General features: G+C 67.7%; 33 protein-coding genes and 1 pseudogene. 31 read left to right on the top strand and 3 right to left on the bottom strand.

Annotated features, from left to right (window positions below):
• Positions 1-9: 9 nt before the first annotated feature.
• Positions 10-1,449, top strand: a complete 1,440-nt coding sequence (gene mftG / locus C1737_RS14765) for a mycofactocin system GMC family oxidoreductase MftG (protein ID WP_102418745.1) — start codon at positions 10-12, stop codon at positions 1,447-1,449.
• A gap of 425 nt (positions 1,450-1,874) precedes the next feature.
• On the opposite strand, the gene C1737_RS14760 is transcribed toward mftG, so the two are convergent.
• A complete protein-coding gene (locus C1737_RS14760; RefSeq protein ID WP_102418744.1) occupies positions 1,875-3,470 on the bottom strand; it encodes an MFS transporter in 1,596 nt (531 codons plus the stop codon).
• A gap of 150 nt (positions 3,471-3,620) precedes the next feature.
• Between C1737_RS14760 and C1737_RS14755 the strand changes: the two genes are divergently transcribed.
• The 15 genes from C1737_RS14755 (at position 3,621) to C1737_RS14685 (ending at position 14,158) form a co-directional block, all read left to right on the top strand.
• Entirely contained in the window at positions 3,621-4,229 is a 609-nt protein-coding gene (locus tag C1737_RS14755; RefSeq protein WP_255398332.1) for a TetR/AcrR family transcriptional regulator, read from the top strand.
• Between the two features lie 347 nt (positions 4,230-4,576).
• Positions 4,577-4,882, top strand: a complete 306-nt coding sequence (gene rpsJ, locus C1737_RS14750; protein ID WP_003873519.1) for a 30S ribosomal protein S10 — start codon at positions 4,577-4,579, stop codon at positions 4,880-4,882.
• 15 nt (positions 4,883-4,897) lie between these two features.
• Positions 4,898-5,551 carry a 50S ribosomal protein L3 gene (rplC, locus tag C1737_RS14745; RefSeq protein WP_067924227.1) on the top strand — a complete coding sequence of 218 codons (654 nt, stop codon included), beginning with the start codon at positions 4,898-4,900 and terminating at the stop codon, positions 5,549-5,551.
• Positions 5,551-6,204, top strand: a complete 654-nt coding sequence (gene rplD, locus C1737_RS14740) for a 50S ribosomal protein L4 (RefSeq protein WP_068061950.1) — start codon at positions 5,551-5,553, stop codon at positions 6,202-6,204. The genes rplC and rplD overlap by 1 nt, the downstream gene beginning before the upstream one ends.
• A complete protein-coding gene (rplW, locus tag C1737_RS14735) occupies positions 6,205-6,507 on the top strand; it encodes a 50S ribosomal protein L23 (protein WP_067924225.1) in 303 nt (100 codons plus the stop codon). It begins immediately after the preceding gene.
• 29 nt (positions 6,508-6,536) lie between these two features.
• Positions 6,537-7,379 (top strand): 50S ribosomal protein L2, encoded by an 843-nt coding sequence (gene rplB, locus C1737_RS14730; protein WP_067924224.1) that lies wholly within the window; start codon positions 6,537-6,539, stop codon positions 7,377-7,379.
• A gap of 18 nt (positions 7,380-7,397) precedes the next feature.
• The gene (gene rpsS, locus C1737_RS14725) at positions 7,398-7,679 is read left to right on the top strand and encodes a 30S ribosomal protein S19 (protein ID WP_010908582.1); all 282 of its coding nucleotides are present in this window, start codon (positions 7,398-7,400) and stop codon (positions 7,677-7,679) included.
• Positions 7,676-8,218, top strand: coding sequence for a 50S ribosomal protein L22 (rplV, locus tag C1737_RS14720; RefSeq protein WP_068092153.1), 543 nt, complete (start codon positions 7,676-7,678; stop codon positions 8,216-8,218). The genes rpsS and rplV overlap by 4 nt, the downstream gene beginning before the upstream one ends.
• Complete coding sequence (rpsC, locus tag C1737_RS14715) at positions 8,218-9,057, top strand: 30S ribosomal protein S3 (RefSeq protein WP_067924222.1); 840 nt, start codon at positions 8,218-8,220, stop codon at positions 9,055-9,057. The genes rplV and rpsC overlap by 1 nt, the downstream gene beginning before the upstream one ends.
• A gap of 3 nt (positions 9,058-9,060) precedes the next feature.
• Complete coding sequence (rplP, locus tag C1737_RS14710; RefSeq protein WP_007167840.1) at positions 9,061-9,477, top strand: 50S ribosomal protein L16; 417 nt, start codon at positions 9,061-9,063, stop codon at positions 9,475-9,477.
• On the top strand, positions 9,477-9,710 hold the full coding sequence (rpmC, locus tag C1737_RS14705) for a 50S ribosomal protein L29 (protein ID WP_067924221.1): 234 nt from the start codon (positions 9,477-9,479) through the stop codon (positions 9,708-9,710). Before rplP ends, rpmC begins: the two co-directional genes overlap by 1 nt.
• The gene (gene rpsQ, locus C1737_RS14700) at positions 9,710-10,054 is read left to right on the top strand and encodes a 30S ribosomal protein S17 (protein WP_067924220.1); all 345 of its coding nucleotides are present in this window, start codon (positions 9,710-9,712) and stop codon (positions 10,052-10,054) included. Before rpmC ends, rpsQ begins: the two co-directional genes overlap by 1 nt.
• A gap of 115 nt (positions 10,055-10,169) precedes the next feature.
• Positions 10,170-12,530 carry an arylsulfatase gene (locus C1737_RS14695; protein ID WP_102418743.1) on the top strand — a complete coding sequence of 787 codons (2,361 nt, stop codon included), beginning with the start codon at positions 10,170-10,172 and terminating at the stop codon, positions 12,528-12,530.
• A complete protein-coding gene (locus C1737_RS27160) occupies positions 12,505-13,179 on the top strand; it encodes a hypothetical protein (protein WP_233214758.1) in 675 nt (224 codons plus the stop codon). Before C1737_RS14695 ends, C1737_RS27160 begins: the two co-directional genes overlap by 26 nt.
• A 43-nt stretch (positions 13,180-13,222) precedes the next feature.
• Positions 13,223-14,158, top strand: a complete 936-nt coding sequence (locus tag C1737_RS14685) for a DUF4436 domain-containing protein (RefSeq protein WP_067924218.1) — start codon at positions 13,223-13,225, stop codon at positions 14,156-14,158.
• 11 nt (positions 14,159-14,169) lie between these two features.
• Here the strand turns inward: C1737_RS14685 and pstS are convergent, their stop codons facing one another.
• Positions 14,170-15,297 carry a phosphate ABC transporter substrate-binding protein PstS gene (gene pstS, locus C1737_RS14680; protein WP_068092158.1) on the bottom strand — a complete coding sequence of 376 codons (1,128 nt, stop codon included), beginning with the start codon at positions 15,295-15,297 and terminating at the stop codon, positions 14,170-14,172.
• A 331-nt stretch (positions 15,298-15,628) separates the two neighbouring features.
• On the opposite strand from pstS, the gene C1737_RS14675 reads away from it, so the two are divergent.
• The 15 genes and pseudogenes from C1737_RS14675 (at position 15,629) to rplO (ending at position 24,753) form a co-directional block, all read left to right on the top strand.
• Complete coding sequence (locus C1737_RS14675; RefSeq protein ID WP_102419961.1) at positions 15,629-16,519, top strand: formylglycine-generating enzyme family protein; 891 nt, start codon at positions 15,629-15,631, stop codon at positions 16,517-16,519.
• A gap of 225 nt (positions 16,520-16,744) precedes the next feature.
• Entirely contained in the window at positions 16,745-17,734 is a 990-nt protein-coding gene (locus C1737_RS14670; RefSeq protein ID WP_082972726.1) for a DUF4436 domain-containing protein, read from the top strand.
• A 32-nt stretch (positions 17,735-17,766) separates the two neighbouring features.
• Positions 17,767-19,283: pseudogene (locus tag C1737_RS14665) on the top strand (HNH endonuclease signature motif containing protein).
• An 81-nt stretch (positions 19,284-19,364) separates the two neighbouring features.
• Complete coding sequence (locus tag C1737_RS14660; RefSeq protein ID WP_067924216.1) at positions 19,365-19,739, top strand: hypothetical protein; 375 nt, start codon at positions 19,365-19,367, stop codon at positions 19,737-19,739.
• A 50-nt stretch (positions 19,740-19,789) separates the two neighbouring features.
• Positions 19,790-20,326 (top strand): DinB family protein, encoded by a 537-nt coding sequence (locus C1737_RS14655; RefSeq protein ID WP_102418742.1) that lies wholly within the window; start codon positions 19,790-19,792, stop codon positions 20,324-20,326.
• A gap of 211 nt (positions 20,327-20,537) precedes the next feature.
• A complete protein-coding gene (gene rplN, locus C1737_RS14650) occupies positions 20,538-20,906 on the top strand; it encodes a 50S ribosomal protein L14 (RefSeq protein WP_003403649.1) in 369 nt (122 codons plus the stop codon).
• Complete coding sequence (rplX, locus tag C1737_RS14645; RefSeq protein ID WP_067924214.1) at positions 20,907-21,224, top strand: 50S ribosomal protein L24; 318 nt, start codon at positions 20,907-20,909, stop codon at positions 21,222-21,224.
• A gap of 4 nt (positions 21,225-21,228) precedes the next feature.
• Positions 21,229-21,792: a 50S ribosomal protein L5 gene (gene rplE / locus C1737_RS14640; RefSeq protein ID WP_067924213.1), complete on the top strand. Its 564-nt coding sequence runs from the start codon at positions 21,229-21,231 to the stop codon at positions 21,790-21,792.
• 2 nt (positions 21,793-21,794) lie between these two features.
• Positions 21,795-21,980 carry a type Z 30S ribosomal protein S14 gene (locus C1737_RS14635; RefSeq protein ID WP_003873499.1) on the top strand — a complete coding sequence of 62 codons (186 nt, stop codon included), beginning with the start codon at positions 21,795-21,797 and terminating at the stop codon, positions 21,978-21,980.
• A 67-nt stretch (positions 21,981-22,047) separates the two neighbouring features.
• On the top strand, positions 22,048-22,446 hold the full coding sequence (gene rpsH, locus C1737_RS14630; protein ID WP_067924212.1) for a 30S ribosomal protein S8: 399 nt from the start codon (positions 22,048-22,050) through the stop codon (positions 22,444-22,446).
• Between the two features lie 10 nt (positions 22,447-22,456).
• Positions 22,457-22,996, top strand: a complete 540-nt coding sequence (gene rplF / locus C1737_RS14625) for a 50S ribosomal protein L6 (RefSeq protein WP_067924211.1) — start codon at positions 22,457-22,459, stop codon at positions 22,994-22,996.
• Between the two features lie 41 nt (positions 22,997-23,037).
• Positions 23,038-23,406, top strand: coding sequence for a 50S ribosomal protein L18 (gene rplR / locus C1737_RS14620; RefSeq protein WP_082973128.1), 369 nt, complete (start codon positions 23,038-23,040; stop codon positions 23,404-23,406).
• A 38-nt stretch (positions 23,407-23,444) separates the two neighbouring features.
• Entirely contained in the window at positions 23,445-24,122 is a 678-nt protein-coding gene (gene rpsE, locus C1737_RS14615; protein ID WP_067924209.1) for a 30S ribosomal protein S5, read from the top strand.
• On the top strand, positions 24,119-24,316 hold the full coding sequence (gene rpmD, locus C1737_RS14610) for a 50S ribosomal protein L30 (protein ID WP_067924208.1): 198 nt from the start codon (positions 24,119-24,121) through the stop codon (positions 24,314-24,316). The genes rpsE and rpmD overlap by 4 nt, the downstream gene beginning before the upstream one ends.
• Positions 24,313-24,753: a 50S ribosomal protein L15 gene (gene rplO, locus C1737_RS14605; protein WP_068098586.1), complete on the top strand. Its 441-nt coding sequence runs from the start codon at positions 24,313-24,315 to the stop codon at positions 24,751-24,753. Before rpmD ends, rplO begins: the two co-directional genes overlap by 4 nt.
• On the opposite strand, the gene C1737_RS14600 is transcribed toward rplO, so the two are convergent.
• Positions 24,754-25,680: an LLM class flavin-dependent oxidoreductase gene (locus tag C1737_RS14600; RefSeq protein ID WP_102419960.1), complete on the bottom strand. Its 927-nt coding sequence runs from the start codon at positions 25,678-25,680 to the stop codon at positions 24,754-24,756.
• Between the last annotated feature and the right edge of the window lie 10 nt (positions 25,681-25,690).

Raw genomic sequence — 25,690 nt, 5'->3', positions numbered from 1 at the left:
CCGTCCTTGATGAACGCCGCCCCGCACAGCGACGTGCTGATCGTCGGTGCCGGCAGTGCTGGATCGGTTGTTGCCGAGCGCCTTTCGGTCGATCCCAGCCGCGTGGTGACCGTCCTCGAGGCGGGCCCGGCCCTCGACGATCCGGGACTGCTCGCCCAAACCGCCAACGGCTTCCAGCTGCCGATAGGGGTCGGCAGCCCACTGGTCCGGCGCTATCAGACCAGCCTGACCGATCGGCCGGTGCGCCGGCATCCACTCGTGCGCGGGGCGACGGTCGGCGGTTCCGGCGCGGTCAACGGTGGCTATTTCTGCCGCGGGTTGCCGCGCGACTTCGACCGCCTCGCCCTGCCGGGCTGGGCCTGGTCCGACGTCCTCGACAGCTTCCGCGCCATCGAGACCGACCTCGATTTCACGGGCCCCGCCCACGGGGACAGCGGCCCGATCAGGGTGCGTCGCACCCGGGAGATGACCGGGACCACGGAGCGTTTCATCGCCGCCGCAGAGCGCTCCGGATTCGGCTGGATCAGTGATCTCAACGACGTTGGCACCGAACCGGTTTCGGGCATAGGGGCGGTCCCGCTCAACATCGTCGACGGTGTGCGTACCGGATCCGGTGCCGGATTCCTGCTGCCGGCCCTGGGCCGGCCCAATCTGACGTTGCACGCGCAGACCCGCGCGGCGCGGTTGCGGTTCGCCGGCACCGCCGCGATCGGTGTCGACGCGATTGGCCCGCACGGCCGCATGACCCTGACCGCTGATCGGATCGTGCTGTGCGCCGGTGCCATTCAAACCGCGCAACTGCTGATGCTTTCCGGCATCGGGTCGGAGGACGGTTTGCGGGCCGTCGGCGTACCCACGGTGGCGCCGCTGCCGGTCGGCGCCGCGTTCAGCGATCACCCCGAATGGGTGTTGCCGACCGAGTGGACGGTGGCCCCCGGCCGGCCGGTGCTCGAGGTCGTGCTCAGCACCGACGAGGATCTCGAGATCAGGCCCTACACCGGAGGATTCGTCGCGATGACGGGCGACGGCACCGCCGGGCATGCCGACTGGCCGCACATCGGCGTGGCGCTCATGCAGCCGCGGGCGCGCGGGCGCGTCACGCTGGTCTCCGCGGACCCCGACGTCCCGCCCCTCATCGAACACCGTTACGACAGCCGGCCCGGCGACGTCGCGGCGCTACGCCGGGGGGCCGAGCTTGCCCGCGAACTGGCCGGTACCGCAACCCCTGTCGGCGCTCCCACCGTATGGTCCACTTCGCAACATCTGTGCGGCACCGCGCCGATGGGTGCCGACACCGACCCGCGGGCCGTCGTCGATCGTCGCTGCCGGGTGCGCGGCATCGACAACCTTTGGGTGATCGACGGCTCGATCCTGCCCGCCATCACCAGCCGGGGGCCGCACGCGACCATCGTGATGCTCGGGCATCGGGCCGCCGAGTTCGTGCGGTGATTGCGCACGCGTGTGGGGGCGGGCCCCACCATGATGATGCGTGGGGGCCCGCCCCGACGAGCGGCTAATGTTCGCGCGGTCCACGCAGATGGCCACGACAAGTGGCGGTGCGCGCGCAGGTGTGCGTCGCGCGGACAATGCGTCGCAATATTCGTGGACGGCACGGCCGCCGGCTCGCTTTACACGTGCTCTTGATTACCCCGGTGACTCACCTCCTTCCCGTACCCGAAATACGTTGGCGGTCAAGCCCGCAGCGGAGGTGACCGCTGCCGCGCCAACGCCACATCGCACCTCGCCTCGCCTCGCGGAGATGACCTGTATCTATCGATATCTATTTCAGATACCAGAAGCGGCAGGCCGTTTCAAGGATTCCCGGCCGTGTGCACGCTGAAGCTGCTGTCGGACAACGGCATTGGCCGTCACGCTCAGTGACGGCCTCGGGATGCGATCCGGCGTATCGGTCGCAGCTGCCGCCCGTCGCGGCCCGGCGCCCAGAGCCCGATCAGCACCGCGGCGACCGCGACGATCACGGCCATCGCGACCGTGGACGCATGCAGGGCCGCCAAGAACGCGGTCTTGCTGAGGTCCGCCAGCTGGCGGCCCTGGGGTCCCAGCCTGCCCGCGACCTCGACGGCTTTGGCCAGCGAATCCGTGGCCGGCCCGCGGACCGGTGCCGGGAAGTCAACCAGCTTCGGGGCCAACTCGTGTGAATACCGGCCGGCCAGAATGGAACCGGCCACCGCGATCCCCAACGCGCCGCCCATCTCGCGGGACGTGTCGTTCACTGCGGAGGCGACGCCCTGCTTCTCGTCGGGAACCGCGCCCATGATCGCCGACGTCGTCGGCGCCGTGCAGATTCCGATACCCGTGGCCAACACGAGAGTGGGCCAGGCGAATTGGAGGTAGGACGAATGCAGGTCCAGCCGGTACATGCAGGCGAACCCGACCGCCATCAGCAGCGTGCCCACGAACAACACCAGCCGCAGACCCAGCTTGGGCACGTACCAGAACGACAGCGCCGAGAAGATGCCCAGCGGCACCATGAACGGGCCGAAGGAGATCGCCGTCTCCAGGGCCGAGTAGCCCATGATCTGTTGCACGTATTGCATGCCGATGTAGAAGAAGCCGAACGTCGCGCCGAACAGGATGACGATCGCGGCGACACCGGTGGCGAAATTCGCGTCCGCGAACAACCGCACGTCCAGCAGCGGTTGCCCGTCGCGCCGGGTGAGCCGGAGCTCGGCGACACCGAAGGCGGCGGCGAGCACCGCGCCCGCGGCGAGTCCGCCCCAGACCAGCGGGTCGCTCCACCCGCGGGTGGGGGCTTCGAGGATCGCGGCCACGGCGATCGCCACGGCGGCGCCGATCAGGACCGCGCCCAGCGAATCGATGCGCGGAGCGCCGCTGTCGCGGGACGAGGCGACGGTGCACGCCAGCGCGAAGATCACCAGCCCGCCGGCGCCCAGGGACCAGAAGATCGCGTGCCAGTCCCAGAAGCGAAGCAGCAGGCCGGAGCCGAGCATGCCCAGCACCCCGCCGGATCCGGCCGTGCCGGCCCAGATCCCGACCGCCTTGGTGCGTTCGTCCTTCGGATGGGCCACCGTCAGCAGCGACAGCGTCGCCGGCATCACGAAGGCGGCGCCGATCCCGGCGACCGCGCGTCCGGCGATGATCTGAGCCGGGCTGTGCAGCATCGCCGGCGCCACCGACCCGACGGAGAAGACCACCATGCCGATCAGCAGGGCGCCGCGCCTTCCGTAGCGGTCGCCGATCGCGCCTGCGGGCAGCAGCAGGCACGCCAGGGCCACGGTGTACCCGTCGACGACCCAGTTGAGCTGCGACTGGGTGGCCGAGGTGGCCACCGCGAGGTCTCCCAGCGCGGTGTTCAGCGCCGTCATCGACGCGACCACCAGCGCGACGCCCATGCAGGCGACGGCCAGCGTCCAGTTCCGCGCTCGGGGGCTTCCGCCGATGCTGACCGCATCAGTACGCTGGTCGGGCCGGACCAGGGTTTCGACCATGTGCTACGCCTCCTCACGGTGGCGTCGAAGAGAGAGTTTCGAGACCGACAGTCTTGTAGATAGACCGATAGTCTTGTTCCCAAACGTGGGAGGTGGGTCACAATTACCGGCGGTAACACCGATCCACGCCCGGCGCGCTCGCGAGCCCGCCTGCTCGAGGCCGCCGCGGCGCTGCTGAGTTCCGGTGGGCCCAGCGCGGTGACCGTCGACGCGGTCACCCGTACCGCCAACGTAGCGAGGGCCACGTTGTATCGCCACTTCCCCAGCGGAAACGATTTGCTCGCAGCGGCTTTCAACAGCCTCATCCCGCCGGCGCCCTCGCCGCCCGCCGAGGGGTCGCTGCGGGATCGCCTGGTGGCGGTGGTGCTGGCCCAGGCCGAGTCCGTGGCGCAGGCGCCCGCCCTGATGGCTGCCATGTCGTGGCTGTCCATGGGCCGGGACCTCGAGGAGCTGCCGGAACCCCGCGGCACCCACTCCGCCGACAGCCCGGCGATCACCACGCTGCGCGAGCGCATCGCCCAGCAGTACGCGGCGCCGTTCGACGCCATCTTCGACAGCCCGGAGGCCGCCGAGCTGGGTGAGGTGGACCGGTCCCGCGCCATCGCGCTGCTCATCGGCCCCCTGGTGCTGGGGCGGCTGTCCACGCTCCCCGGCTTCGACTACCGCGAGTGCGCGCTCGCGGCCGTCGACGGTTTCCTCTATGTTCAGCGCGCACACAATCGGGCCGGCGCGGCGAGCGTCGAATCGGCGGGTGCCTGAGGGGCCAAAAGGGCAGGTCGGCGGCCCTGGGTCCAGATTTGGCCAAACACACGATCTAGGGCATACTGTTCAGGTTGCCTTGGGCCGGGTTTGCGCCTGGTCGGGCATACGACCAGCGCCCAAAACGGGCGCGTCCGGTCTCATCCTTGGAGCGCGACAGATTCGTCGGGGTCCAGGCTGCGTGAGGGTGACACACCCGACCGCGGGGGCCGGTGGACCACGACAGGTAAACAGCGGCGCAGTATCCGGCGCGACGCTCGATCGGCCCGGCTCCGGGCCCGGTCAGCGCGCTGGGAGCACCAGGTCCGGACACGGATTTTTGTAAGTGGAGTGAGGGTAGGAGAAGCGTGGCGGGACAAAAGATCCGCATCAGGCTCAAGGCCTACGACCATGAGGCCATCGACGCATCGGCGCGCAAAATCGTCGAGACCGTCGTCCGCACGGGTGCCAGCGTCGTAGGTCCGGTGCCGCTGCCGACTGAGAAGAACGTGTATTGCGTCATCCGCTCTCCGCATAAGTACAAGGACTCGCGGGAGCACTTCGAGATGCGTACTCACAAGCGGTTGATCGACATCCTCGACCCGACGCCGAAGACCGTCGACGCGCTGATGCGCATCGACCTTCCGGCCAGTGTCGACGTCAACATCCAGTAGGGGCTTGGTGAACTCATGGCAAGAAAAGGCATTCTGGGTACCAAGCTGGGCATGACGCAGGTGTTCGACGAGAACAACCGGGTCGTCCCGGTGACGGTGGTCAAGGCGGGGCCCAACGTGGTCACCCGCATCCGTACACCCGAGCGTGACGGTTACAGCGCCGTTCAGCTGGCCTACGGCGAAATCAGCCCCCGCAAGGTCAACAAGCCGGTGACCGGTCAGTACAGCGCCGCGGGCGTGAACCCGCGCCGCCACCTGGCCGAGTTGCGGCTCGACGACGAGGCCGCCGCCAGCGAATACCAGGTCGGCCAGGAGCTGACGGCGGAGATCTTCGCCGACGGCGCCTATGTCGACGTGACCGGAACCTCCAAGGGCAAGGGCTTCGCCGGCACCATGAAGCGGCACGGCTTCCGCGGCCAGGGCGCCAGTCACGGCGCGCAGGCGGTGCACCGCCGGCCGGGTTCCATCGGTGGCTGCGCCACCCCCGCCCGGGTCTTCAAGGGCACCCGGATGGCGGGCCGCATGGGTAATGACCGGGTGACGGTCCAGAACCTGGTGGTGCACAAGGTCGATACCGAGAACGGCGTGCTGTTGATCAAGGGTGCGGTCCCCGGCCGCACCGGTGGGCTCGTGGTGGTCCGCAGCGCGATCAAACGAGGTGAGAAGTAATGGCGCTCAAGATTGACGTGAAGACGCCGGACGGCAAGGTCGAGGGCTCCGTGGAGCTGCCGGCCGAATTGTTCGACGCCCCGGCCAATATCGCGCTGATGCACCAGGTGGTCACCGCGCAGCGGGCGGCGGCGCGCCAGGGCACGCACTCGACGAAGACTCGCGGCGAGGTCAGCGGCGGCGGGCGGAAGCCGTACCGGCAGAAGGGAACCGGTCGTGCCCGTCAGGGTTCGACGCGGGCCCCGCAATTCACCGGCGGCGGCGTCGTGCACGGCCCCAAGCCACGCGACTACGCCCAGCGCACCCCGAAGAAGATGATCGTCGCGGCATTGCGCGGCGCATTGTCGGACCGGGCGCGCAACGGCCGCATCCACGCGGTCACCGAGCTGGTGTCTGGTCAGACACCGTCGACCAAGAACGCCAGGGCGTTTCTGGGCACGCTGACCGACCGCAAGAACGTGCTGATCGTGATCGGCCGCAGCGACGAGGCCGGCGCCAAGAGCGTGCGCAACCTGCCGGGTGTGCACATCCTGACGCCCGACCAGCTCAACACTTACGACGTGTTGCGCTCCGACGACGTGGTGTTCAGCGTCGAGGCGCTCAACGCCTACATCGGGGGCAACGCTGCTAGCACCGAGGAGGTTTCGGCGTAGATGGCGACCATCACCGACCCCCGCGACATCATCCTGGCCCCGGTCATCTCGGAGAAGTCCTACGGGCTGCTGGATGAGAACGTGTACACCTTTGTGGTGCACCCCGATTCGAACAAGACGCAGATCAAGATCGCCATCGAGAAGATCTTTGCCGTCAAGGTCGCGTCGGTGAACACCGCGAACCGCCAGGGTAAGCGCAAGCGCACCAGGACCGGGTACGGCAAGCGCAAGAGCACCAAACGGGCCATCGTCACGCTGGCGCCGGGTAGCAAGCCGATCGACCTGTTCGGGGCCCCGGCCTAGCCGCGCGCGAGAGAAAGACCTGATTAGACATGGCAATTCGTAAGTACAAGCCGACGAGCCCCGGCCGCCGCGGCTCCAGCGTGTCCGACTTCGCCGAGGTCACCCGGTCGGAGCCGGAGAAGTCGCTGGTGCGCCCGCTGCACGGCCATGGCGGCCGTAACGCACACGGCCGCATCACCACCCGCCACAAGGGTGGCGGCCACAAGCGCGCCTACCGGGTGATCGACTTCCGCCGCAACGACAAGGACGGCGTCAACGCCAAGGTCGCGCACATCGAGTACGACCCGAACCGGACCGCCAACATCGCACTGCTGCACTACCTCGACGGCGAGAAGCGATACATCATCGCGCCGCAGGGCCTTTCGCAGGGCGACGTGGTGGAGTCGGGCGCGAACGCCGATATCAAGCCGGGCAACAACCTGCCGCTGCGCAACATCCCGGCCGGTACCGTGATCCACGCCGTGGAGCTGCGGCCGGGCGGTGGCGCCAAGCTGGCGCGGTCCGCCGGCTCGAGCATCCAGCTGCTCGGCAAGGAGGGCTCCTACGCGTCGCTGCGCATGCCCAGCGGTGAGATCCGCCGCGTCGACGTGCGCTGCCGCGCCACGGTCGGCGAGGTGGGCAACGCCGAGCAGGCAAACATCAACTGGGGCAAGGCCGGCCGCATGCGGTGGAAGGGCAAGCGCCCTTCGGTCCGTGGTGTGGTCATGAACCCGGTGGACCACCCGCACGGTGGTGGTGAGGGTAAGACGTCCGGTGGTCGGCACCCGGTGAGCCCCTGGGGCAAGCCGGAGGGTCGCACCCGCCACCCGAACAAGGCCAGCAACAAACTCATCGTCCGGCGCCGGCGCACCGGCAAGAAGCACGGTCGCTAGGAACTCGAGGAGTAGCACATGCCACGCAGCCTGAAGAAGGGCCCGTTCGTCGACGACCACCTGCTCAAGAAGGTGGACGTCCAGAACGAGAAGAACACCAAGCAGGTCATCAAGACCTGGTCGCGACGTTCGACGATCATCCCGGACTTCATCGGCCACACCTTCGCCGTCCACGACGGACGCAAGCACGTCCCGGTGTTCGTCACCGAGGCGATGGTCGGTCACAAGCTTGGTGAATTCGCGCCGACGCGCACCTTCAAGGGACACATCAAGGACGACCGGAAGGCCAAACGGCGATGACCACAACCGAATTCCCGTCCGCGGTCGCCAAGGCGCGGTTCGTGCGGGTTTCGCCGACCAAGGCGCGCCGGGTGATCGACCTGGTGCGCGGCCGGTCGGTGGCCGACGCGCTGGACATCCTGCGCTGGGCGCCCCAGGCCGCCAGTGAGCCGGTTGCCAAGGTGATCGCCAGCGCAGCGGCGAACGCGCAGAACAACAACGGGCTGGACCCGTCGACCCTGGTGGTCGCGACCGTCTACGCCGACGAGGGCCCGACCGCCAAGCGCATCCGCCCTCGCGCGCAGGGTCGCGCGTTCCGGATCCGCAAGCGCACCAGCCACATCACGGTCGTGGTGGAGAGCCGGCCCGCCAAGGACCAGCGTTCGGCGAAGTCGACGAGGGCCCGCCGCGCCGAGGCCAGCAAGGCCGCCGCGAAGAAGGCCCCATCCAAGGCGCCCGCCAAGAAGGCACCGGCGAAGAAGGCTCCGGCGAAAACCGCCGAGGCGAAGACTTCTAAGGCAACTGCTGAGACCTCGGAAGCGAAGGGAGGCTCAGACTAGTGGGCCAGAAGATCAATCCGCACGGCTTCCGGCTGGGCATCACCACGGACTGGAAGTCGCGTTGGTACGCCGACAAGCAGTACGCGGACTACGTCAAGGAAGACGTCGCCATCCGGCGGCTGCTGTCCACCGGACTCGAGCGCGCCGGCATCGCCGACGTGGAGATCGAGCGCACCCGTGACCGGGTGCGGGTGGACATCCACACCGCGCGTCCGGGCATCGTCATCGGCCGCCGCGGCACCGAGGCCGACCGCATCCGTGCGGACCTGGAGAAGCTGACCGGCAAGCAGGTTCAGCTCAACATCCTCGAGGTCCGTAACCCGGAGTCGCAGGCGCAGTTGGTGGCCCAGGGTGTCGCCGAGCAGCTGAGCAACCGCGTGGCGTTCCGCCGCGCCATGCGCAAGGCCATCCAGTCGGCGATGCGCCAGCCGAACGTCAAGGGCATCCGGGTGCAGTGTTCGGGCCGCCTTGGCGGCGCGGAGATGAGCCGCTCGGAGTTCTACCGCGAGGGCCGGGTGCCCCTGCACACGCTGCGCGCCGACATCGACTATGGCCTGTACGAGGCGAAGACCACCTTCGGCCGCATCGGTGTGAAGGTGTGGATCTACAAGGGCGACATCGTCGGCGGCAAGCGGGAATTGGCCGCGGCCGCCCCGGCGGGCGCCGACCGTCCGCGCCGCGAGCGCCCGTCGGGCACGCGGCCCCGGCGCAGCGGTGCGTCGGGCACCACGGCGACCAGCACCGAGGCCGGCCGCGCGGCCGCGGGCGCCGAAGAGAGCACTGCAACCGCCGCGGCGGAGACGCCGCCCGCTGCAGAACCGCAGAGCACGGAGAGCTGAATCATGTTGATTCCCCGCAGGGTTAAACATCGTAAGCAACACCACCCCCGCCAGCGCGGCATCGCCAGCGGCGGCACGGCGGTGAACTTCGGTGACTACGGCATCCAGGCCCTGGAGCACGCCTATGTCACCAACCGCCAGATCGAGTCCGCTCGTATCGCGATCAACCGCCACATCAAGCGTGGCGGCAAGGTCTGGATCAACGTCTTCCCGGACCGCCCGCTGACCAAGAAGCCCGCCGAGACCCGGATGGGTTCGGGTAAGGGCTCGCCGGAGTGGTGGGTCGTGAACGTCAAGCCGGGCCGCGTGCTGTTCGAGCTGAGCTACCCCAACGAGCAGGTGGCCCGGGCGGCACTCACCCGTGCAATCCACAAGCTGCCGATCAAGGCACGCATCGTGACCCGAGAGGATCAGTTCTGATGGCAGTGGGAATTTCGCCTGGCGAACTGCGTGAGCTCACCGACGAGGAGCTGGCCGAGCGCCTGCGCGAATCCAAGGAGGAGCTGTTCAACCTGCGTTTCCAGATGGCGACCGGGCAGCTCAGCAACAACCGGCGGCTCCGCACGGTGCGGCAGGAGATCGCGCGCGTCTACACCGTGCTGCGCGAACGGGAACTGGGCCTGGCTAGCGGGCCCGACGGTAAGGAATCGTGATGGCAGAAGCGAAGAAGGCGGCTCCGAAGGCGGCCGCGCAGGACGCCGGCTCGAAAGAGAAGGGCTCCAAGCACACTCCGGCCACTCCGAAGGTGCGTGGGCGGCGCAAGACCCGCATCGGCTACGTCGTGAGTGACAAGATGCAGAAGACCATCGTGGTCGAGCTGGAAGACCGCGTGCGCCACCCGTTGTACGGCAAGATCATCCGTACCACCAAGAAGGTCAAGGCGCACGACGAGAACAGCACCGCGGGCATCGGCGACCGCGTCTCGCTGATGGAGACGCGTCCCACGTCAGCGACCAAGCGGTGGCGGCTCGTCGAAATTCTGGAAAAGGCCAAGTAGCCGCGAAGCGATATCGAAACGCCCGGGACCCGAGGTCTCGGGCGTTTCGCTTTGCCGAGCGTGACGGCACCGCGAAAAAAGGTCGGAAGTTTCGCGGTCGCGTTACGCTCGGCGCATGTCGACTGACTCCCAAACCTTTCAGGGCAAGATCGAGCTGGATATCCGGGACTCCGAGCCGGACTGGGGCCCGTACGCCGCGCCGACCGCACCGGAGAACGCGCCGAACATCCTGTACCTGGTCTGGGACGACACCGGCATTGCCACGTGGGACTGTTTCGGCGGCCTGGTCGAGATGCCAGCGATGACCCGCATCGCCGAGCGCGGTGTTCGGCTGTCGCAATTCCACACCACCGCGCTGTGCTCGCCAACCCGGGCGTCGTTGTTGACCGGCCGCAACGCCACCACCGTCGGCATGGCGACCATCGAAGAGTTCACCGACGCCTTCCCCAACGCCAACGGTCGCATCCCGTTCGACACCGCCCTGCTCTCCGAGGTGCTCGCGGAGCGCGGATACAACACGTACTGCGTCGGCAAGTGGCACCTGACGCCGCTGGAAGAGTCCAATCTCGCGGCCACCAAACGGCATTGGCCGATCGCGCGCGGCTTCGAGCGGTTCTACGGTTTCCTGGGCGGCGAGACCGACCAGTGGTATCCCGACCTGGTCTACGACAACCATCCGGTCAACCCGCCGGGCACGCCCGAAGACGGCTACCACCTCTCGAAAGACCTCGCCGACAAGACCATCGAATTCATCCGCGACGCCAAGGTGATCGCGCCGGACAAGCCTTGGTTCAGCTACGTCTGCCCGGGCGCCGGCCACGCGCCGCACCACGTTTTCAAAGAATGGGCCGATCGCTACGCCGGCAAGTTCGACATGGGCTACGAGGCCTACCGCGAGATCGTGCTGGACAACCAGAAGTCGATGGGCATCGTGCCGCCGGACACCGAACTGTCGCCGGTCAACCCGTACGCGGACGTCACGGGGCCGAACGGCGAGCCCTGGCCCCTGCAGGACACGGTGCGGCCGTGGGATTCGCTGAGCGATGACGAGAAGAAGCTGTTCTCCCGCATGGCCGAGGTGTTCGCCGGCTTCCTGAGCTACACCGACGCCCAGATCGGCCGGATCCTGGACTATTTGGAGGATTCCGGTCAGCTGGACAACACGATCATCGTGGTGATCTCCGACAACGGCGCCAGCGGGGAGGGCGGGCCGAACGGGTCGGTGAACGAGGGCAAGTTCTTCAACGGCTACATCGACACGGTCGAAGAGAGCATGAAGCTCTTCGATCACCTCGGCGGCCCGCAGACCTACAACCATTACCCGATCGGCTGGGCGATGGCCTTCAACACCCCGTACAAGCTCTACAAGCGGTACGCGTCGCACGAGGGCGGCATCGCCGACACGGCGATCATCTCGTGGCCCGACGGTGTTGCCGCACATGGGGAGATCCGCGACACCTACGTCAACGTCTGCGACATCACGCCCACGGTCTACGACCTGCTGGGCATGACACCGCCCGAAACCGTCCGGGGCATCGCGCAGAGGCCACTCGACGGAGTGAGTTTCAAAGCGGCCCTCGCCGATCCGGCCGCGGGCACCGGCAAGCGGACTCAGTTCTACTCGATGCTCGGTACGCGCGGGATATGGCATGAGGGTTGGTTCGCCAACACCATCCATGCGGCCACCCCGGCCGGATGGTCGCATTTCGACGCCGACCGCTGGGAACTGTTCCACATCGAGGCCGACCGCAGCCAGTGCCACGACCTGGCCGCCGAACACCCGGACAAACTCTCAGAACTCAAGGCGTTGTGGTTCTCCGAAGCCGCCAAGTACAACGGGCTGCCGCTGTCGGACCTGAACATCTTGGAGACGATGACGCGGTTCCGCCCGTACCTTGTCGGTGACAGGACGAGTTACGTCTACTATCCCGACTGCGCGGACGTGAGCATCGGTGCGGGCGCCGAAATCCGGGGCAGGTCGTTCTCGGTGCTGGCCGAGGTGAGCGTGGATACCACCGGCGCGGAGGGGGTGCTGTTCAAGCAGGGCGGCGCGCACGGCGGGCACGTGCTGTTCATCCAGGACGGGCGCCTGCATTACGTCTACAACTTCCTGGGCGAGCGGCAGCAGGCCGTCTCGTCGTCGGGCGCGGTGCCGCTGGGCAGGCATCTGCTGGGCGTGAGCTATGCGCGGACCGGAACCGTGCCCGATAGCCATACGCCGCTCGGGGACGTCACGTTGTTCATCGACGACGACGTGGTCGGCACCCTCGCCGACGTGCAGACGCACCCCGGGACGTTCGGGATCGCGGGTGCCGGCATCACGGTCGGGCGCAACGGCGGCTCGGCGGTGTGCAGCCGCTACAAGGCGCCGTTCTCGTTCACCGGCGGCACCATCACGCAGGTCACCGTCGACCTGTCCGGCCGGCCCTACGTGGACGTGGAAGCCGAAATTGCGCTTGCCTTTTCGCGCGATTGAAGTCCTGGCGCTGTGCTTGCTGGTGATCGCGGCGGTGGGGTGCGAGAAGACCACCGGCGGCACCGCCATCGGTTCGACCGCCTCGCCGACGACCCCCACCACGCGGCTGTCCGACCCGGCCGAGCCGGTGCCCGGCGTCGAAACCACGCTGCCCGACCACATTCCGCCCAATGCCCTGGTCTGCTTCCCGCCACCGGCCGGCGGCTCCATGACCAAGGCCTCGGTGTCCGACCCGGTGGCGCCCGTGCTCACCGTCCCGCTGCCGGACGGCTGGAGTTCGACCCCCGGCACGGGTGACGTGGCGTTGACGGCCGCCGGGCCCGACGGCATGTCGGTGCGGGTGACCATCACCCGTACCGACCTCGATCCGGGCGGCGCGTTTCTGCGTTACGCCGGCGACTTGGGACGGGCGAACCCGAACGCCAGGGTCACCGTCACGGCGGCCCAGTTCTGTGGCTACAGCAGCCAGCTGCTCACCGGTGCCGGTGGTGGGCCCGGAGCAAACGAATTCGCCGACCGCATCGCCCACATCTGGACGAACACCCAGGCGTATCTGGTTGCCGTCCATCTGGAGGGGCCCGGCAAAGCCCCGGGTTTCGACGCGGCGAAATCCACGGTAATGCAGGAATTCGCCGTCACTATCCCCTGAAAATTGCCGTTGTCCCTGCTAGCATCTGGCCCGTGATGCTGCAATGACCGCCGGGAACCCGGCTCCCCCCGCGCCGCCGGCGCCGGCCGCCCACCGGGGCCGGCAAATGGCGATTACTTTCGGCATTGTCGTGGCCGTGATCGTCATCTACGTGCTGTCGCTGATCGCCGTGCACCTGCTGGCAAAGTCGGCACCCGCGCTGCCCCCGGTGGATTTCAGTAAGCTCGAGGCCGACGACAGCGTCGTGCAGGTGCACCTCGAGAAGCTGGATACCGTCGCGAACCGCCTGACGGTGAACGTGCTTGTCTACCCGAAGGACTCGTTGTACGACAAGAACTTCGGTGTGCTGACGACCGATGCGGCCGTGCGGTTGTACCCGGAGAACGATCTGGGGGACTTGCAGTACCCGGTCGGCAAGGCGCCCGCGCAGGTCAGCACCGCCCTCGTCGCCCACGGTGATCCCGGAAACTGGCCGTTCGACTCGTACAAGACGGAAGTCCTCGCGGCCGACGTGTTCACCGGTACGGGCCAGAACCGCGAGAAAGCACCCGCCCGCGTGGAGGTGACCGGGAAGCTGGACGGCTGGGACGCCACCGTGACGCGCGTCCACGACCCCGAAGACCCCAACCCCGACGTCCAGGACAATGTGATCATCACGTTGGAGCGCTCCAAGGGTCCGCTGATCTTCGATGTCGGCATCTGCCTGGTCCTCATCGCCCTGCCGGTGCTGGCGCTGTGGGTGGCGATCCCGATGGTGTTGGGCCGGACCACATTCCTGCCGCCGCTGGGAACTTGGTTCGCGGCGCTGCTGTTCGCCGTCGTGCCGCTGCGCAACTTCCTGCCCGGTTCTCCACCGCCGGGGTCGTGGATCGACCAGGCCGTCGTGCTGTGGGTGTTGATCGGTCTGGTCACCGCGATGTCCCTGTTCATCGTCGCCTGGTGGCGATCCCGGGAGAAGAAGACACCGAAGAGGGCCTAGCCAGCCCCGGGTTACTCGGAATTCGACGTGTCACCGGGGCCGATCGCGTCGACGGCGCTCGAGACCCGTGCCCGGAAGTCCACCGACAGCGGGATGTAGCCGATCTTCGCGAGGTCGACCTGGCCGGGGCCGATCGCCGCCTGCAGGAACGCCCTGACCGCCTTGGCCACGTCGGCGCTGGGATAGGTCGAACAGACGATCTCGTACGTGGCCAACACGATCGGGTAGACGTCGGGTTGGGCCGGGTTGTAGAACGCCGAGAGATCGAGCACGAGATTGTTGCCGTCGCCGATGACCTTGGCGCCGGAGATGGTCTTGCCGACCGCGTCGGCGCCGATCCGCACCGGCCGCAATGACCTGCGGCTGGCCGGCGTCTTGATCTCCGCGGCGAAAAGCCCTTCCTTCAGCGCGAACGACAGCTCGTTGTAGCTGATCGCGCCTTCGGTGGTCCTCACCAGCGCGGCCGTGCCGGCGTTGCCGGCGGCGCCGGTCCCCACGCCGCCGTTGAAGGCCTTGCCCGTGCCCTTGTTCCACGCCCCGCCGGACGCGGCCTGCAGATAAGACTGGAAGTTGTCGGTGGTGCCCGAGGCGTCGCTGCGGTAGATGACGTGGATGTCCTCGGCGGGCATGGAGGCGTTGAGCGCGGTGAGGGCCGGATCGTCCCAGCGCGTGATGGTCCCGTTGAAGATCTTGGCCAGCGTGGGTCCGTCGAGCACCAAGGAGTCGGCCGCGGCGAGGTTGTAGGTGATGGCGAGCGGGCCGAACACCACCGGCAGGTTCCAGGCGTCGGCGCCGCCGCATCGCTGCTTCGCCACCGCGTATTGGTCGGGCGTCAGCGGTATGTCAGACCCGGCGAAATCGGTTTTGCCGGCCAGGAAATCGCCGACCCCGGCGCCGGACCCGTTGGCCGTGTAGTTGAGATTCTGGCCCGGGCAGGCCTTGGTGTAGGCGGCGATGAATCGGTTCATCGCGTTGGCTTGTGCGGTCGATCCGCTGGCCAGCAGGTTCTGGTCACCGCCGCAGTTGACCTTCGCCCCAGCGGTATACGGCAGGGTGGCGGGAGCGTTGCTGCATGCCGGAAGCACCAGAGCGGCCGCGGCCAGCATGCAGATGGTCGCGGCCAATCGTTTGCGCTTCACTTCGCTTGATTTCCTTGCGGGCAACAGATCCGGGTGCGTGGCGTCGGCGATGGCGCCCGGCGCCGAAGGGAGGGGTCGGGAACGTCACCCCGTTCGGCACATGTCGAGACTTAACGGCATCGACCGAGCAAGCAAACCAAATTCAGGTGAACGGGTTGGCTCGGCTGGGCGAATAGCGGGTGTCGCGCGGCAGTAATCGCCTAGGGCGGAAGGGGATTCATGTCGCCCGGCGTCGACGTGTTTGGCCGTGAGGCCGCCGGCAGTTATCCGCGCATGCGCGCGTTACTGCCGGTAGGTCACTGGCGGCTCGTGGTGGTCCTACGCTGAGGTGGTGCTTACCGAGCTGGTCGACTTGCCTGGCGGGTCATTCCACATGGGCTCGACGAGCTTCTACCCCGAAGAGGCACCCATCCACACGGCCACCGTGGGCCCGTTCGCGGTGGAGCGGCACCCGGTGACCAACGCGCAGTTCGCCGAATTCGTCGCCGCGACAAGCTATGTGACGGTCGCCGAACAACCCATCGACCCGGCGCTCTATCCAGGCGCCGATCCCAACGATCTGTGCCCCGGTGCCATGGTCTTTCGCCCGACGCGGGGCCCGGTGGATCTGCGTGACTGGCGCCAATGGTGGCACTGGGTGGCGGGGGCCAGCTGGTCCCACCCGTTCGGACCGGACAGCGACATCGCAGACCGTCTCGACCATCCAGTGGTGCAGGTGGCCTATCCGGATGCCGTGGCCTACGCCCGCTGGGCCGGTCGGCGCCTGCCCAGTGAAGCCGAATGGGAGTATGCGGCGCGCGCCGGAAGCACGACGACCTACTCCTGGGGGGACGAGGCCAGGCTCGATGGCCGGCTGATGGCCAACACGTGGCAAGGCGACTTCCCCTACCGCAACGGTGGTGCGCTCGGCTGGGTGGGGACTTCTCCGGTGGGGACGTTTCCGCCCAACGGGTTCGGCCTGCTCGACATGATCGGCAACGTATGGGAGTGGACCGCCACCGAGTTCTCCGCACACCACCGGCTCGATCAGCCGCCGAAAGCCTGTTGCACCCCAACGGGGCCACCGAACCCCTCGATCAACCAAGTCCTCAAAGGCGGTTCGCACCTGTGCGCGCCGGAGTATTGCCACCGCTACCGCCCGGCGGCCCGGTCGCCGCAGTCGCAGGACTCGGCGACCTCCCACATCGGGTTTCGCTGCGTGGTGGACGCGGAGTCCCGCTAGCAAACGGTTCGCCGTGGCGCCGCCTGGTGCCGTGCAAGTCGTCGTCCAGTGGGTGAACCGAGGATGTCCAGCGGGTGACGGAACCGCCAGACACACGCGGACATAGGAATTCGCCGCGCGACCGGGAGGGCTGTTCGCTAGCATCCCACCACGTGGCGCCCCGTTACAGTGCACCTCGGCAGCCATGCCGGCGCGGCACCAGCAAGCAGCCGCGGCGGTCGACCGATGACGTCTGAGGCGCCGGCGTCGGCCGAACCGGCGGTCGGTGCGCCCGCCGCGCCGACGGCCGCGGCGCCGAAGAAAAAGAAAAAACCGGCAGGCAAGGTCAAGCCGCCGAAGTTGACGAGGTCGCAGATCGAGATCGGTGTGGCCGTCCTGGTCACCGTCGTCATCACCTACGCGCTCTCGCTGCTGGGGGTCCATGCGCTGCAGCGGGAATCGGGTCCGCTCCCTCCCCTGGATCTGAGCCAGGGTGGGGGTGACGCCACCATCGTGCAGCTACGCGTCGAGGAGCTGAAACCCGTCGCGAACCGGCTCACCGTCAACGTCCTCGTCTATCCGGGGGTTGCGCAGTACGACCCACGATTCGACGTGTTGGGCAACGACGTCGCCGTGCGGCTGTATCCGACGAGCGACCTCGGGGACCTGAACTACCCCAAGGGAAAGGCGCCGGCGCAGCTCACCACCACCATCGAGGCGCACGGAAATCCGCGGAACTGGCCATTCGACAAGTACAAGACCGAGCCGATCGCGGCCGACGCGTTCGTGGGGGCCGGTGACAACCGCAGGAAGGTGCCGGCCATCGTCGAGGTAACCGGCTCGTTGGACGGTTGGAACATCAACGTCGAGCGCGTACGCGACCCCAGCGGTCTTCGGACTTCGCGGTCGATGGACACCGGCAACGTGGTCGTCACCCTGGAGCGGGCCGACGGGCCGCTTGTCTTCGACCTGGTCATCTGCCTTGTCCTGATGGCGTTGCCGACCGTGGCGCTGTTGGTGGCCATTCCGATGGCGATGGGCAGGCGGAAGTTCGTGCCGCCGTTCGGCACGTGGTACGCCGCGATGCTGTTCGCCGTCGTACCGCTGCGCAATATCCTTCCCGGCAGCCCACCGCCCGGTTCATGGATCGACCAAGCGTTGGTGCAGTGGGTGCTGCTGGCGTTGGTGACGGCGATGAGCTTGTACATCTTCTCCTGGGTGCGGCAAGGGGACTAGTTCTGTCGTAGGCCGGTGGCATGATCGAATGTATGTTCGATTCAAAGGGGTCGTCGGTGGAGGTGATCGCCGCGTTTGATGAGCATTTCGAGCGGCGGTATCCGTCGAAGACGGCGGAGTCGTCGGGGTTGCTGGAGCGGGCGTCGTGGTGTGCGCGGGCGGAGAATCGGGCGGCAGCGGCGCAGTTGTGCTGGGTCGGGGAGTTGTTCGCCTACCGGCTGTCGCGGTGCGCGGAGACCGAAGAGTGGGCGGTGGATACCGAGGTGGCGGTGGCGGCCGAGATCGCCGCGGAGCTGCGGATCAGCCAGGGGATGGCGGCCAGCCGGGTCCGGTACGCGCGGGCGATGCGTGAGCGGTTGCCGAAGGTGGGTGCGGTCTTCAAAGCGGGCGAGATCGACTTCCGGATGTTTCAGACGCTGGTGTTTCGCACCGATCTGATCACTGATGCCGAGGTGTTGGCGGCCGTGGACGTGCAGTTGGCCGCCAATGTGGTGCGTTGGCCCTCACTGACGCAGGGCCGGTTGGGCGCGCAGGTGGACAAGATCGTGGCCAGGGCTGACGCCGATGCGGTGCGCCGGCGCCGGGAGCGCGCGGCGGGGCGCGAGGTGTGGATCGGTGAAATGGGGGACGGCCTGGCCCGCCTTGAGGGTGTGCTGTTCAGCCCCGATGCGCACGCCCTCGAAGCGCGGCTGAACGCGTTGGCGGCCACGGTATGCGCGCACGATCCGCGCACCCGAGCGCAGCGCCGCGCGGATGGGTTGGGGGCGCTGGCCGCCGGGGCCGACCGGCTGGGCTGTCGCTGTGGGCGCGCAGACTGCGCCGCGGGAACGCGGCCCGCAGCGAGCCCGGTGGTGATTCATGTGCTCGCCGAGCGGGCCACCCTCGACGGCGATGGCGCCGCGCCGGGCGGCGAGGTCCGCGCCGACGGGCTGATTCCGCCCGAGGTGGTCGCCGAGTTGGCCGCCTCGGCCAAGCTGGTGCCGCTGGTCCACCCCGCCGACGCACCCCCGGAGCAGGGCTATGTGCCGTCCGCGGCGTTGGCCGATTTCGTGCGGTGCCGGGATCTGACGTGCCGCTGGCCCGGCTGTGATTGCCCGGCGGTGGCCTGCGACATCGACCACACGATCCCCTACAGTGCCGGCGGGCCCACCCATGCCTCCAACCTCAAATGCTTGTGCCGCACGCATCATTTGGTGAAAACCTTCTGGGGCTGGCAGGAGAAGCAGCTGCCCGACGCGACGTTGATCCTGACTTCCCCGGCTGGGCGCACCTATGTCACCACCCCGGGCAGCGCGCTGCTGTTCCCGAGCCTGTGCTGGGCCACCGGGGCGCTCGCGGCCCCCGAAGTCGACCCTTCCAGGATTACTGCGCCGAGCGCACGGCGATGATGCCGACCCGACGACGCACCCGCGCCCGGGACCGCGCCACGCGCGTGGCCACCGAACGTCGACAGAATCGAATGGCCCGCACCGCGGTCCGGCAACCAAGCGACACCGCGCATTACCGGCCCCGCGACGCCCCCACCGACGACGACCCACCCCCGTTCTAAATCCTGGCCGGCGGGCCAATGAAAGCGCCGAATTTCATCAACGCTTCGAGTGCTATGGCGATACGATGCGTGTGTTCAAACTTGGAGAACATGATCGTGAGATTCGTCGCTAAAGGTGTTGCGTTACTCGCCGTTTGCGTTCCGATCGTCGGCCCGCCCGGATTTGCGTGGGCCGACACCGTTGACCCAAACCACCTGGCTTCGGTAGAAAGCTGGCCGGACAACGCCTGCGGCGGCTTTTATTCCTGGCACGTGGTCAACGCCTCGAAGGATTTTCCGATCCGCGCGACCGTCGCGGTTCAACGCACAAAAGGTGGCGAGCAGTTCAACGATCAATACGTGTACGACCTCGCACCCGCCGCATCGAGCTTCGTCTCGTGCAGAAGAATCACCGCAACCGACGGCCCCGCTTATTACGACGTCAACGCCTGGCTCGTGGGCGCGGGAAAGGCTTAGAAACCGCCACCGACGAAAATCCCCCACCGTTCCAGGTGGAACATTGCCCCATGCCCGCGTCGCTGCCCCCGTTGGCCGCCGAAGACCACGTCTGCGCGGCCTGTGAGCTGAGCTATTCGAGTATTCGGCTTGACGACGCGGTCGGCGTGATCGCCGGCCTGCCGGACGCCGTCCGGGTTGCCGTCTCCGCGATCCCGCCCGAGGCGCGGCGGGTACGGCCCAGCCCGGAAGTGTGGTCCGTCGCCGAGTACCTCTGCCACGTGCGCGACGTCTACGTCAGCTTCACCATCCGGCTGTACCGCGTCCGCACCGAGCACCAGCCCGCGTGCGAGCCGATGTTCAACGATCTGCGGGCCCGCCGCTTCCGGTACAACGACTGCGACATCGATGCCACGCTCGACGAGCTGGCGGCCGCCGCGGCGGGCTTCCGCGACGAAGTCGCGCGCACCAAAGATCCCGGCTGGGACCGCACGGCTACCCGGTTGCCGGGGGAGGAGCGCACCGCCCGCTGGCTCGTGCGGCAGGCCATGCACGAGGGCGTGCACCACCTCGGCGATATCCGAAGGATCGGGGAAACCGCCCCCTGAACCGACGTTGCACCGGCCTCGCACCCGCCTGGGCCGCGAATTTGGCTCTGAGCTGCTCGTCCCCTAGACTCTAGGGGTTGCCTTGGGCAGACCTCGGCCGGTGCGAATCGGCCCCGCGTGCCCTTCGGTGACAAAGACCGCGCATGTCAGGTTATTCGGTGGGCTGTGGCTTGCCTCCTGCCGTGCACACGCAACCAGGTCAGGAGATCGAGTGATTCAGCAGGAATCGCGGCTGAAGGTGGCCGACAACACCGGCGCCAAGGAGATCTTGTGCATCCGGGTGCTCGGCGGTTCGTCGCGACGCTACGCCGGTATCGGCGACGTCATCGTCGCCACCGTCAAGGACGCCATCCCCGGCGGCAACGTCAAGCGGGGGGATGTCGTCAAGGCCGTCGTCGTGCGCACGGTCAAGGAGCGCCGCCGCCCGGACGGCAGCTACATCAAGTTCGACGAGAACGCCGCGGTGATCATCAAGCCCGACAACGACCCGCGCGGAACCCGCATCTTCGGGCCGGTCGGCCGCGAACTGCGCGAGAAGCGGTTCATGAAGATCATCTCGCTTGCCCCGGAGGTGTTGTAGATGAAGGTCCGCAAAGGCGACACCGTTCTGGTCATCGCCGGCAAAGACAAAGGCGCCAAGGGCAAAGTGCTGCAGGCCTACCCGGAGCGCGACAGGGTCCTCGTCGAGGGCGTCAACCGGATCAAGAAGCACACCGCGATCTCGAGCAACCAGCGCGGAGCGCAGTCCGGCGGAATCGTCACCCAGGAGGCCCCGATCCACGTCTCCAACGTGATGGTGGTCGACTCGGACGGCAAGCCCGCCCGCGTCGGTTACCGGGTCGACGACGAGACCGGCAAGCGCGTCCGCATCTCCAAGCGCAACGGCAAGGACATCTGAGGCCATGACCACAGCAGAAAAAGTGCAGCCGCGTCTGAAAGAGCGCTACCGCAACGAGATTCGTGATTCGTTGCAGCAGCAGTTCGGTTACGCCAACGTCATGCAGATCCCGACGGTGACCAAGGTCGTCGTCAACATGGGCGTCGGCGACGCGGCTCGGGACGCGAAGCTGATCAACGGCGCGGTCAACGACCTGGCGCTGATCACCGGTCAACGGCCGGAGATCCGCCGGGCGCGCAAGTCCATCGCCCAGTTCAAGCTGCGCGAGGGCATGCCGATCGGTGCGCGGGTCACCCTGCGCGGCGACCGGATGTGGGAGTTCCTGGACCGCCTCACCTCCATCGCGCTGCCCCGTATCCGCGACTTCCGCGGCCTGTCGCCCAAGCAGTTCGACGGTGTCGGCAACTACACCTTCGGGCTGGCCGAGCAGTCGGTGTTCCACGAGATCGACGTGGACAAGATCGACCGGGTCCGCGGCATGGACATCAACGTCGTCACCTCGGCGACGACCGACGACGAAGGACGAGCGCTGTTGCGGGCCCTCGGCTTTCCCTTCAAGGAGAACTGAGCATGGCGAAGAAGGCACTGGTCAACAAGGCCGCACGCAAGCCGAAGTTCGCGGTGCGCGGCTACACGCGCTGCAACAAGTGCGGCCGCCCGCGCGCGGTCTTCCGCAAGTTCGGGCTGTGCAGGATCTGCCTGCGCGAGATGGCGCACGCGGGCGAGCTGCCCGGCGTGCAAAAGAGCAGTTGGTAACGAGCCCCAAACAGTTGCGCGGTAGGCCCGGGACGGGAACCGCCGCGAGGAAGGTGACACGCCTGTCATGACTATGACGGACCCGATCGCAGACTTCTTGACACGTCTGCGCAACGCCAATTCGGCGTATCACGACGAGGTGACGTTGCCACACTCGAAGATCAAGGCGAACATCGCCGAGATCCTCAAGGCCGAGGGCTACATCACCGACTACCGAACGGAAGACGCCCGGGTCGGCAAGGCGCTGATCGTCCAGCTCAAGTACGGACCGAGCCGGGAGCGCAGCATCGCCGGTCTGCGGCGAGTGTCCAAGCCCGGTCTGCGGGTCTATGCGAAATCCACCAACCTGCCGCGCGTGCTCGGCGGCCTGGGTGTGGCGATCATCTCGACCTCCTCGGGCCTGTTGACCGACCGCCAGGCAGCCAGACAGGGCGTGGGCGGCGAAGTCCTCGCATACGTGTGGTGAGGGAATAGAAATGTCGCGTATTGGTAAGCAGCCGGTTCCGGTTCCCTCCGGAGTCGACGTAACGATCGAGGGCCAGAACGTCTCGGTGAAGGGGCCCAAGGGCAGCCTCAATCTGACGGTGGCCGAACCGATCACGGTGGCGCGCAACGACGACGGCGCGATCGTGGTCAGCCGTCCGAACGACGAGCGGCGCAACCGCTCGCTGCACGGGCTGTCGCGCACCCTGGTCTCCAACCTGGTCACCGGAGTGACCGAGGGTTACACCACCAAGATGGAGATCTTCGGGGTGGGTTACCGCGTGCAGCTCAAGGGCGCCAACCTCGAGTTCGCGCTGGGGTACAGCCATCCGGTGGTGATCGAGGCGCCGGACGGCATCACGTTCGCGGTCCAGTCACCGACGAAGTTCTCGATCACCGGGATCGACAAGCAAAAGGTCGGCCAGATCTCGGCGAACATCCGCCGCTTGCGCCGTCCCGACCCGTACAAGGGCAAGGGCGTGCGCTACGAGGGCGAGCAGATCCGCCGCAAGGTCGGAAAGACAGGTAAGTAGTCATGGCGCAAAAACAACCTGACAACGCCGCGCGAAAGCCGGTGGGGCAGAGCGTATCCGCGACCCGCCGGATCTCCCGTCTGCGTCGGCACGCGCGGCTGCGCAAGAAGATCGAGGGCACGCCGGAGCGTCCGCGCCTCGTCGTCAACCGATCCTCGCGCCACATCCACGTGCAGCTGGTCAACGACGAGAACGGCACCACGGTGGCCGCAGCGTCGTCCATCGAGGACGACGTGCGCGGCCTGCAGGGGGACAAGAAGGCCCGCAGCGTGCGGGTGGGCCAGTTGATCGCCGAGCGCGCCAAGGCCGCCGGTATCGACACCGCGGTGTTCGACCGCGGCGGGTACACCTACGCCGGACGGATCGCGGCGCTGGCCGATGCCGCACGCGAGAACGGATTGAGTTTCTAGATGATCGAGACCTCGAACAAGACTGGAAGGACCGCATAATGGCGGAACAGTCGGCCGGCGGGCAAGGCGCCCCAGACAGCCGTGACTCGCGCGGTGACCGCGACAGCCGCGGTCGGCGCGACGGCGACCGCGGCGGCCGTGGCCGCGAGCGCGACGGCGACAAGAGCAACTACCTGGAGCGGGTGGTCGCCATCAACCGCGTCTCCAAGGTGGTCAAGGGCGGTCGGCGCTTCAGTTTCACCGCGTTGGTCATCGTGGGTGACGGCAACGGCATGGTCGGCGTCGGCTACGGCAAGGCCAAGGAAGTTCCGGCCGCCATCGCCAAGGGCGTCGAGGAGGCGCGCAAGGGCTTCTTCCGTGTGCCGCTGATTGGCGGCACCATCACGCACCCCGTCCAGGGTGAAGCGGCCGCCGGCGTGGTGCTGCTGCGCCCGGCGAGCCCCGGTACCGGTGTGATCGCCGGGGGTGCGGCGCGTGCCGTGCTGGAATGCGCCGGGGTGCGCGACATCCTGGCCAAGTCATTGGGCAGCGACAACGCGATCAACGTGGTGCACGCCACCGTCACCGCGCTCAAGCTGCTGCAGCGTCCCGAGGAGGTGGCCGCCCGGCGCGGGCTGCCCATCGAGGATGTCGCCCCCGCCGGAATGCTGAGGGCGCGGCGGGAAAGTGAAGCGCTGGCCGCCAGTGCCGCGCGAGAGGGAACGGCACCGCAATGAGCCAACTGAAGATCACCCAGGTGCGCAGCACCATCGGGGCCCGCTGGAAGCAGCGGGAATCCCTGCGCACCCTGGGCCTGCGACGGATCCGCCACTCGGTGATCCGTGAGGACAACCCACAGACCCGCGGCCTGATCGCGGTGGTCAACCACCTGGTCGTGGTGGAGTCGGCGCCCGAAGGGAAGGCACAGTGACCATCAAGCTGCACGACCTGAAGCCGGCCCCCGGCTCGAAGACCGCCCGGACCCGGGTCGGTCGCGGTGAGGGCTCGAAGGGCAAGACGGCCGGCCGCGGCACCAAGGGCACCAAGGCCCGCAAGAACGTGCCGGCCACCTTCGAGGGTGGGCAGATGCCGATTCACATGCGGCTGCCCAAGCTCAAGGGCTTCCGCAACCGGTTCCGCACTGAGTACGAGATCGTCAACGTCGGCGACATCAACCGGCTGTTCCCGCAGGGCGGCTCCATCGGCGTCGACGACCTGGTGGCCAAAGGCGCTGTCCGCAAGAACGCGTTGGTCAAGGTTCTCGGCGACGGCAAGCTGACCGTCAAGGTCGACCTGACCGCGCACAAGTTCAGCGGCAGCGCCCGCGAGAAGATCACTGCGGCGGGCGGCTCGGCCACCGAGCTCTGATCAGCCCAGCTGCGGAATGACCTCCGCGGCAAGGCGTTCCATCTGCTCGAGGTTCTCGGGTACGTCGACGCCCACGGGATTGAGCAAGAGGTATTGTGCGCCCGCGTCGATCACCGCCTGCAGTCCGCGTGCGACGTCGTCGGGTGTGCCGGACACCGGAACGTCTTCGACGCCCGGCATCGTGCTGTAGATCCGGCGCAGCCCCGCGAGCACGCGCTCGCGGGCCCGGCCCGCGTCGTCGTCGACCATCAGGTAGACGCGCTTGCCGATCGTGAAGTGCGCCGGGTCCTTTCGCTGTTCGTCGAGTTCGCGGCGCACCACGGTGACGGCCCCGGCGAACGCCTCGGTGGTCGACGAGCCGGCGCCCAGGAACGAATCGCCGTGGCGCACCGCCCGGGCCAGGGCCTTGGGGGCCAGGCCGCCGAACCAGATGGGCGGATGGGGCCGCTGCAGCGGTTTGGGCTGGATCGGCACGTCGTCGACGTCGCGGAAGCGCCCATGGAAGGTGATCCGTGGCTCGTCGGACCAGGCGGCCTTCATCAGCTCCAGGCCCTCGGTGAAATACGAGACGTACGTGGACTTTTCGACGCCGAACGCGGCGAACCTGCGGAAGCCGCCGCCGGTGCCGACGCCGACGTCCAGCCGGCCGTGGCTGAGCCGGTCGACTGCGGTGACGGACGAGGCCAGCTGCAGCGGGTCGTGCAGTGACGTCACCAGGACGGCCACCCCCAGGCGGAGGCGCTCGGTGCAGGCCGCGCAGTAGGCCAAGAGCTCCAGCGGCGCCAGCAGCGGCGCCTCACCGATGATCTGTTCGAGCACCCAGCCGGCCTCGAAGCCGAGTTCCTCGGCGCGGGCGAGATAGCCGCGCAGCCCCTGGGCGTCGAACCGGTCGTAGTCGAATTGGGGGATGGCGATGGCGAACCTCACCCCACCACCG

The sequence above is a fragment of the Mycobacterium sp. 4858 genome, assembly GCF_900240975.1.
GTDB lineage: Bacteria > Actinomycetota > Actinomycetes > Mycobacteriales > Mycobacteriaceae > Mycobacterium.
Note: the sequence above shows the minus strand (reverse complement) of the source record. Positions and strands in the feature narration are given on the sequence as shown.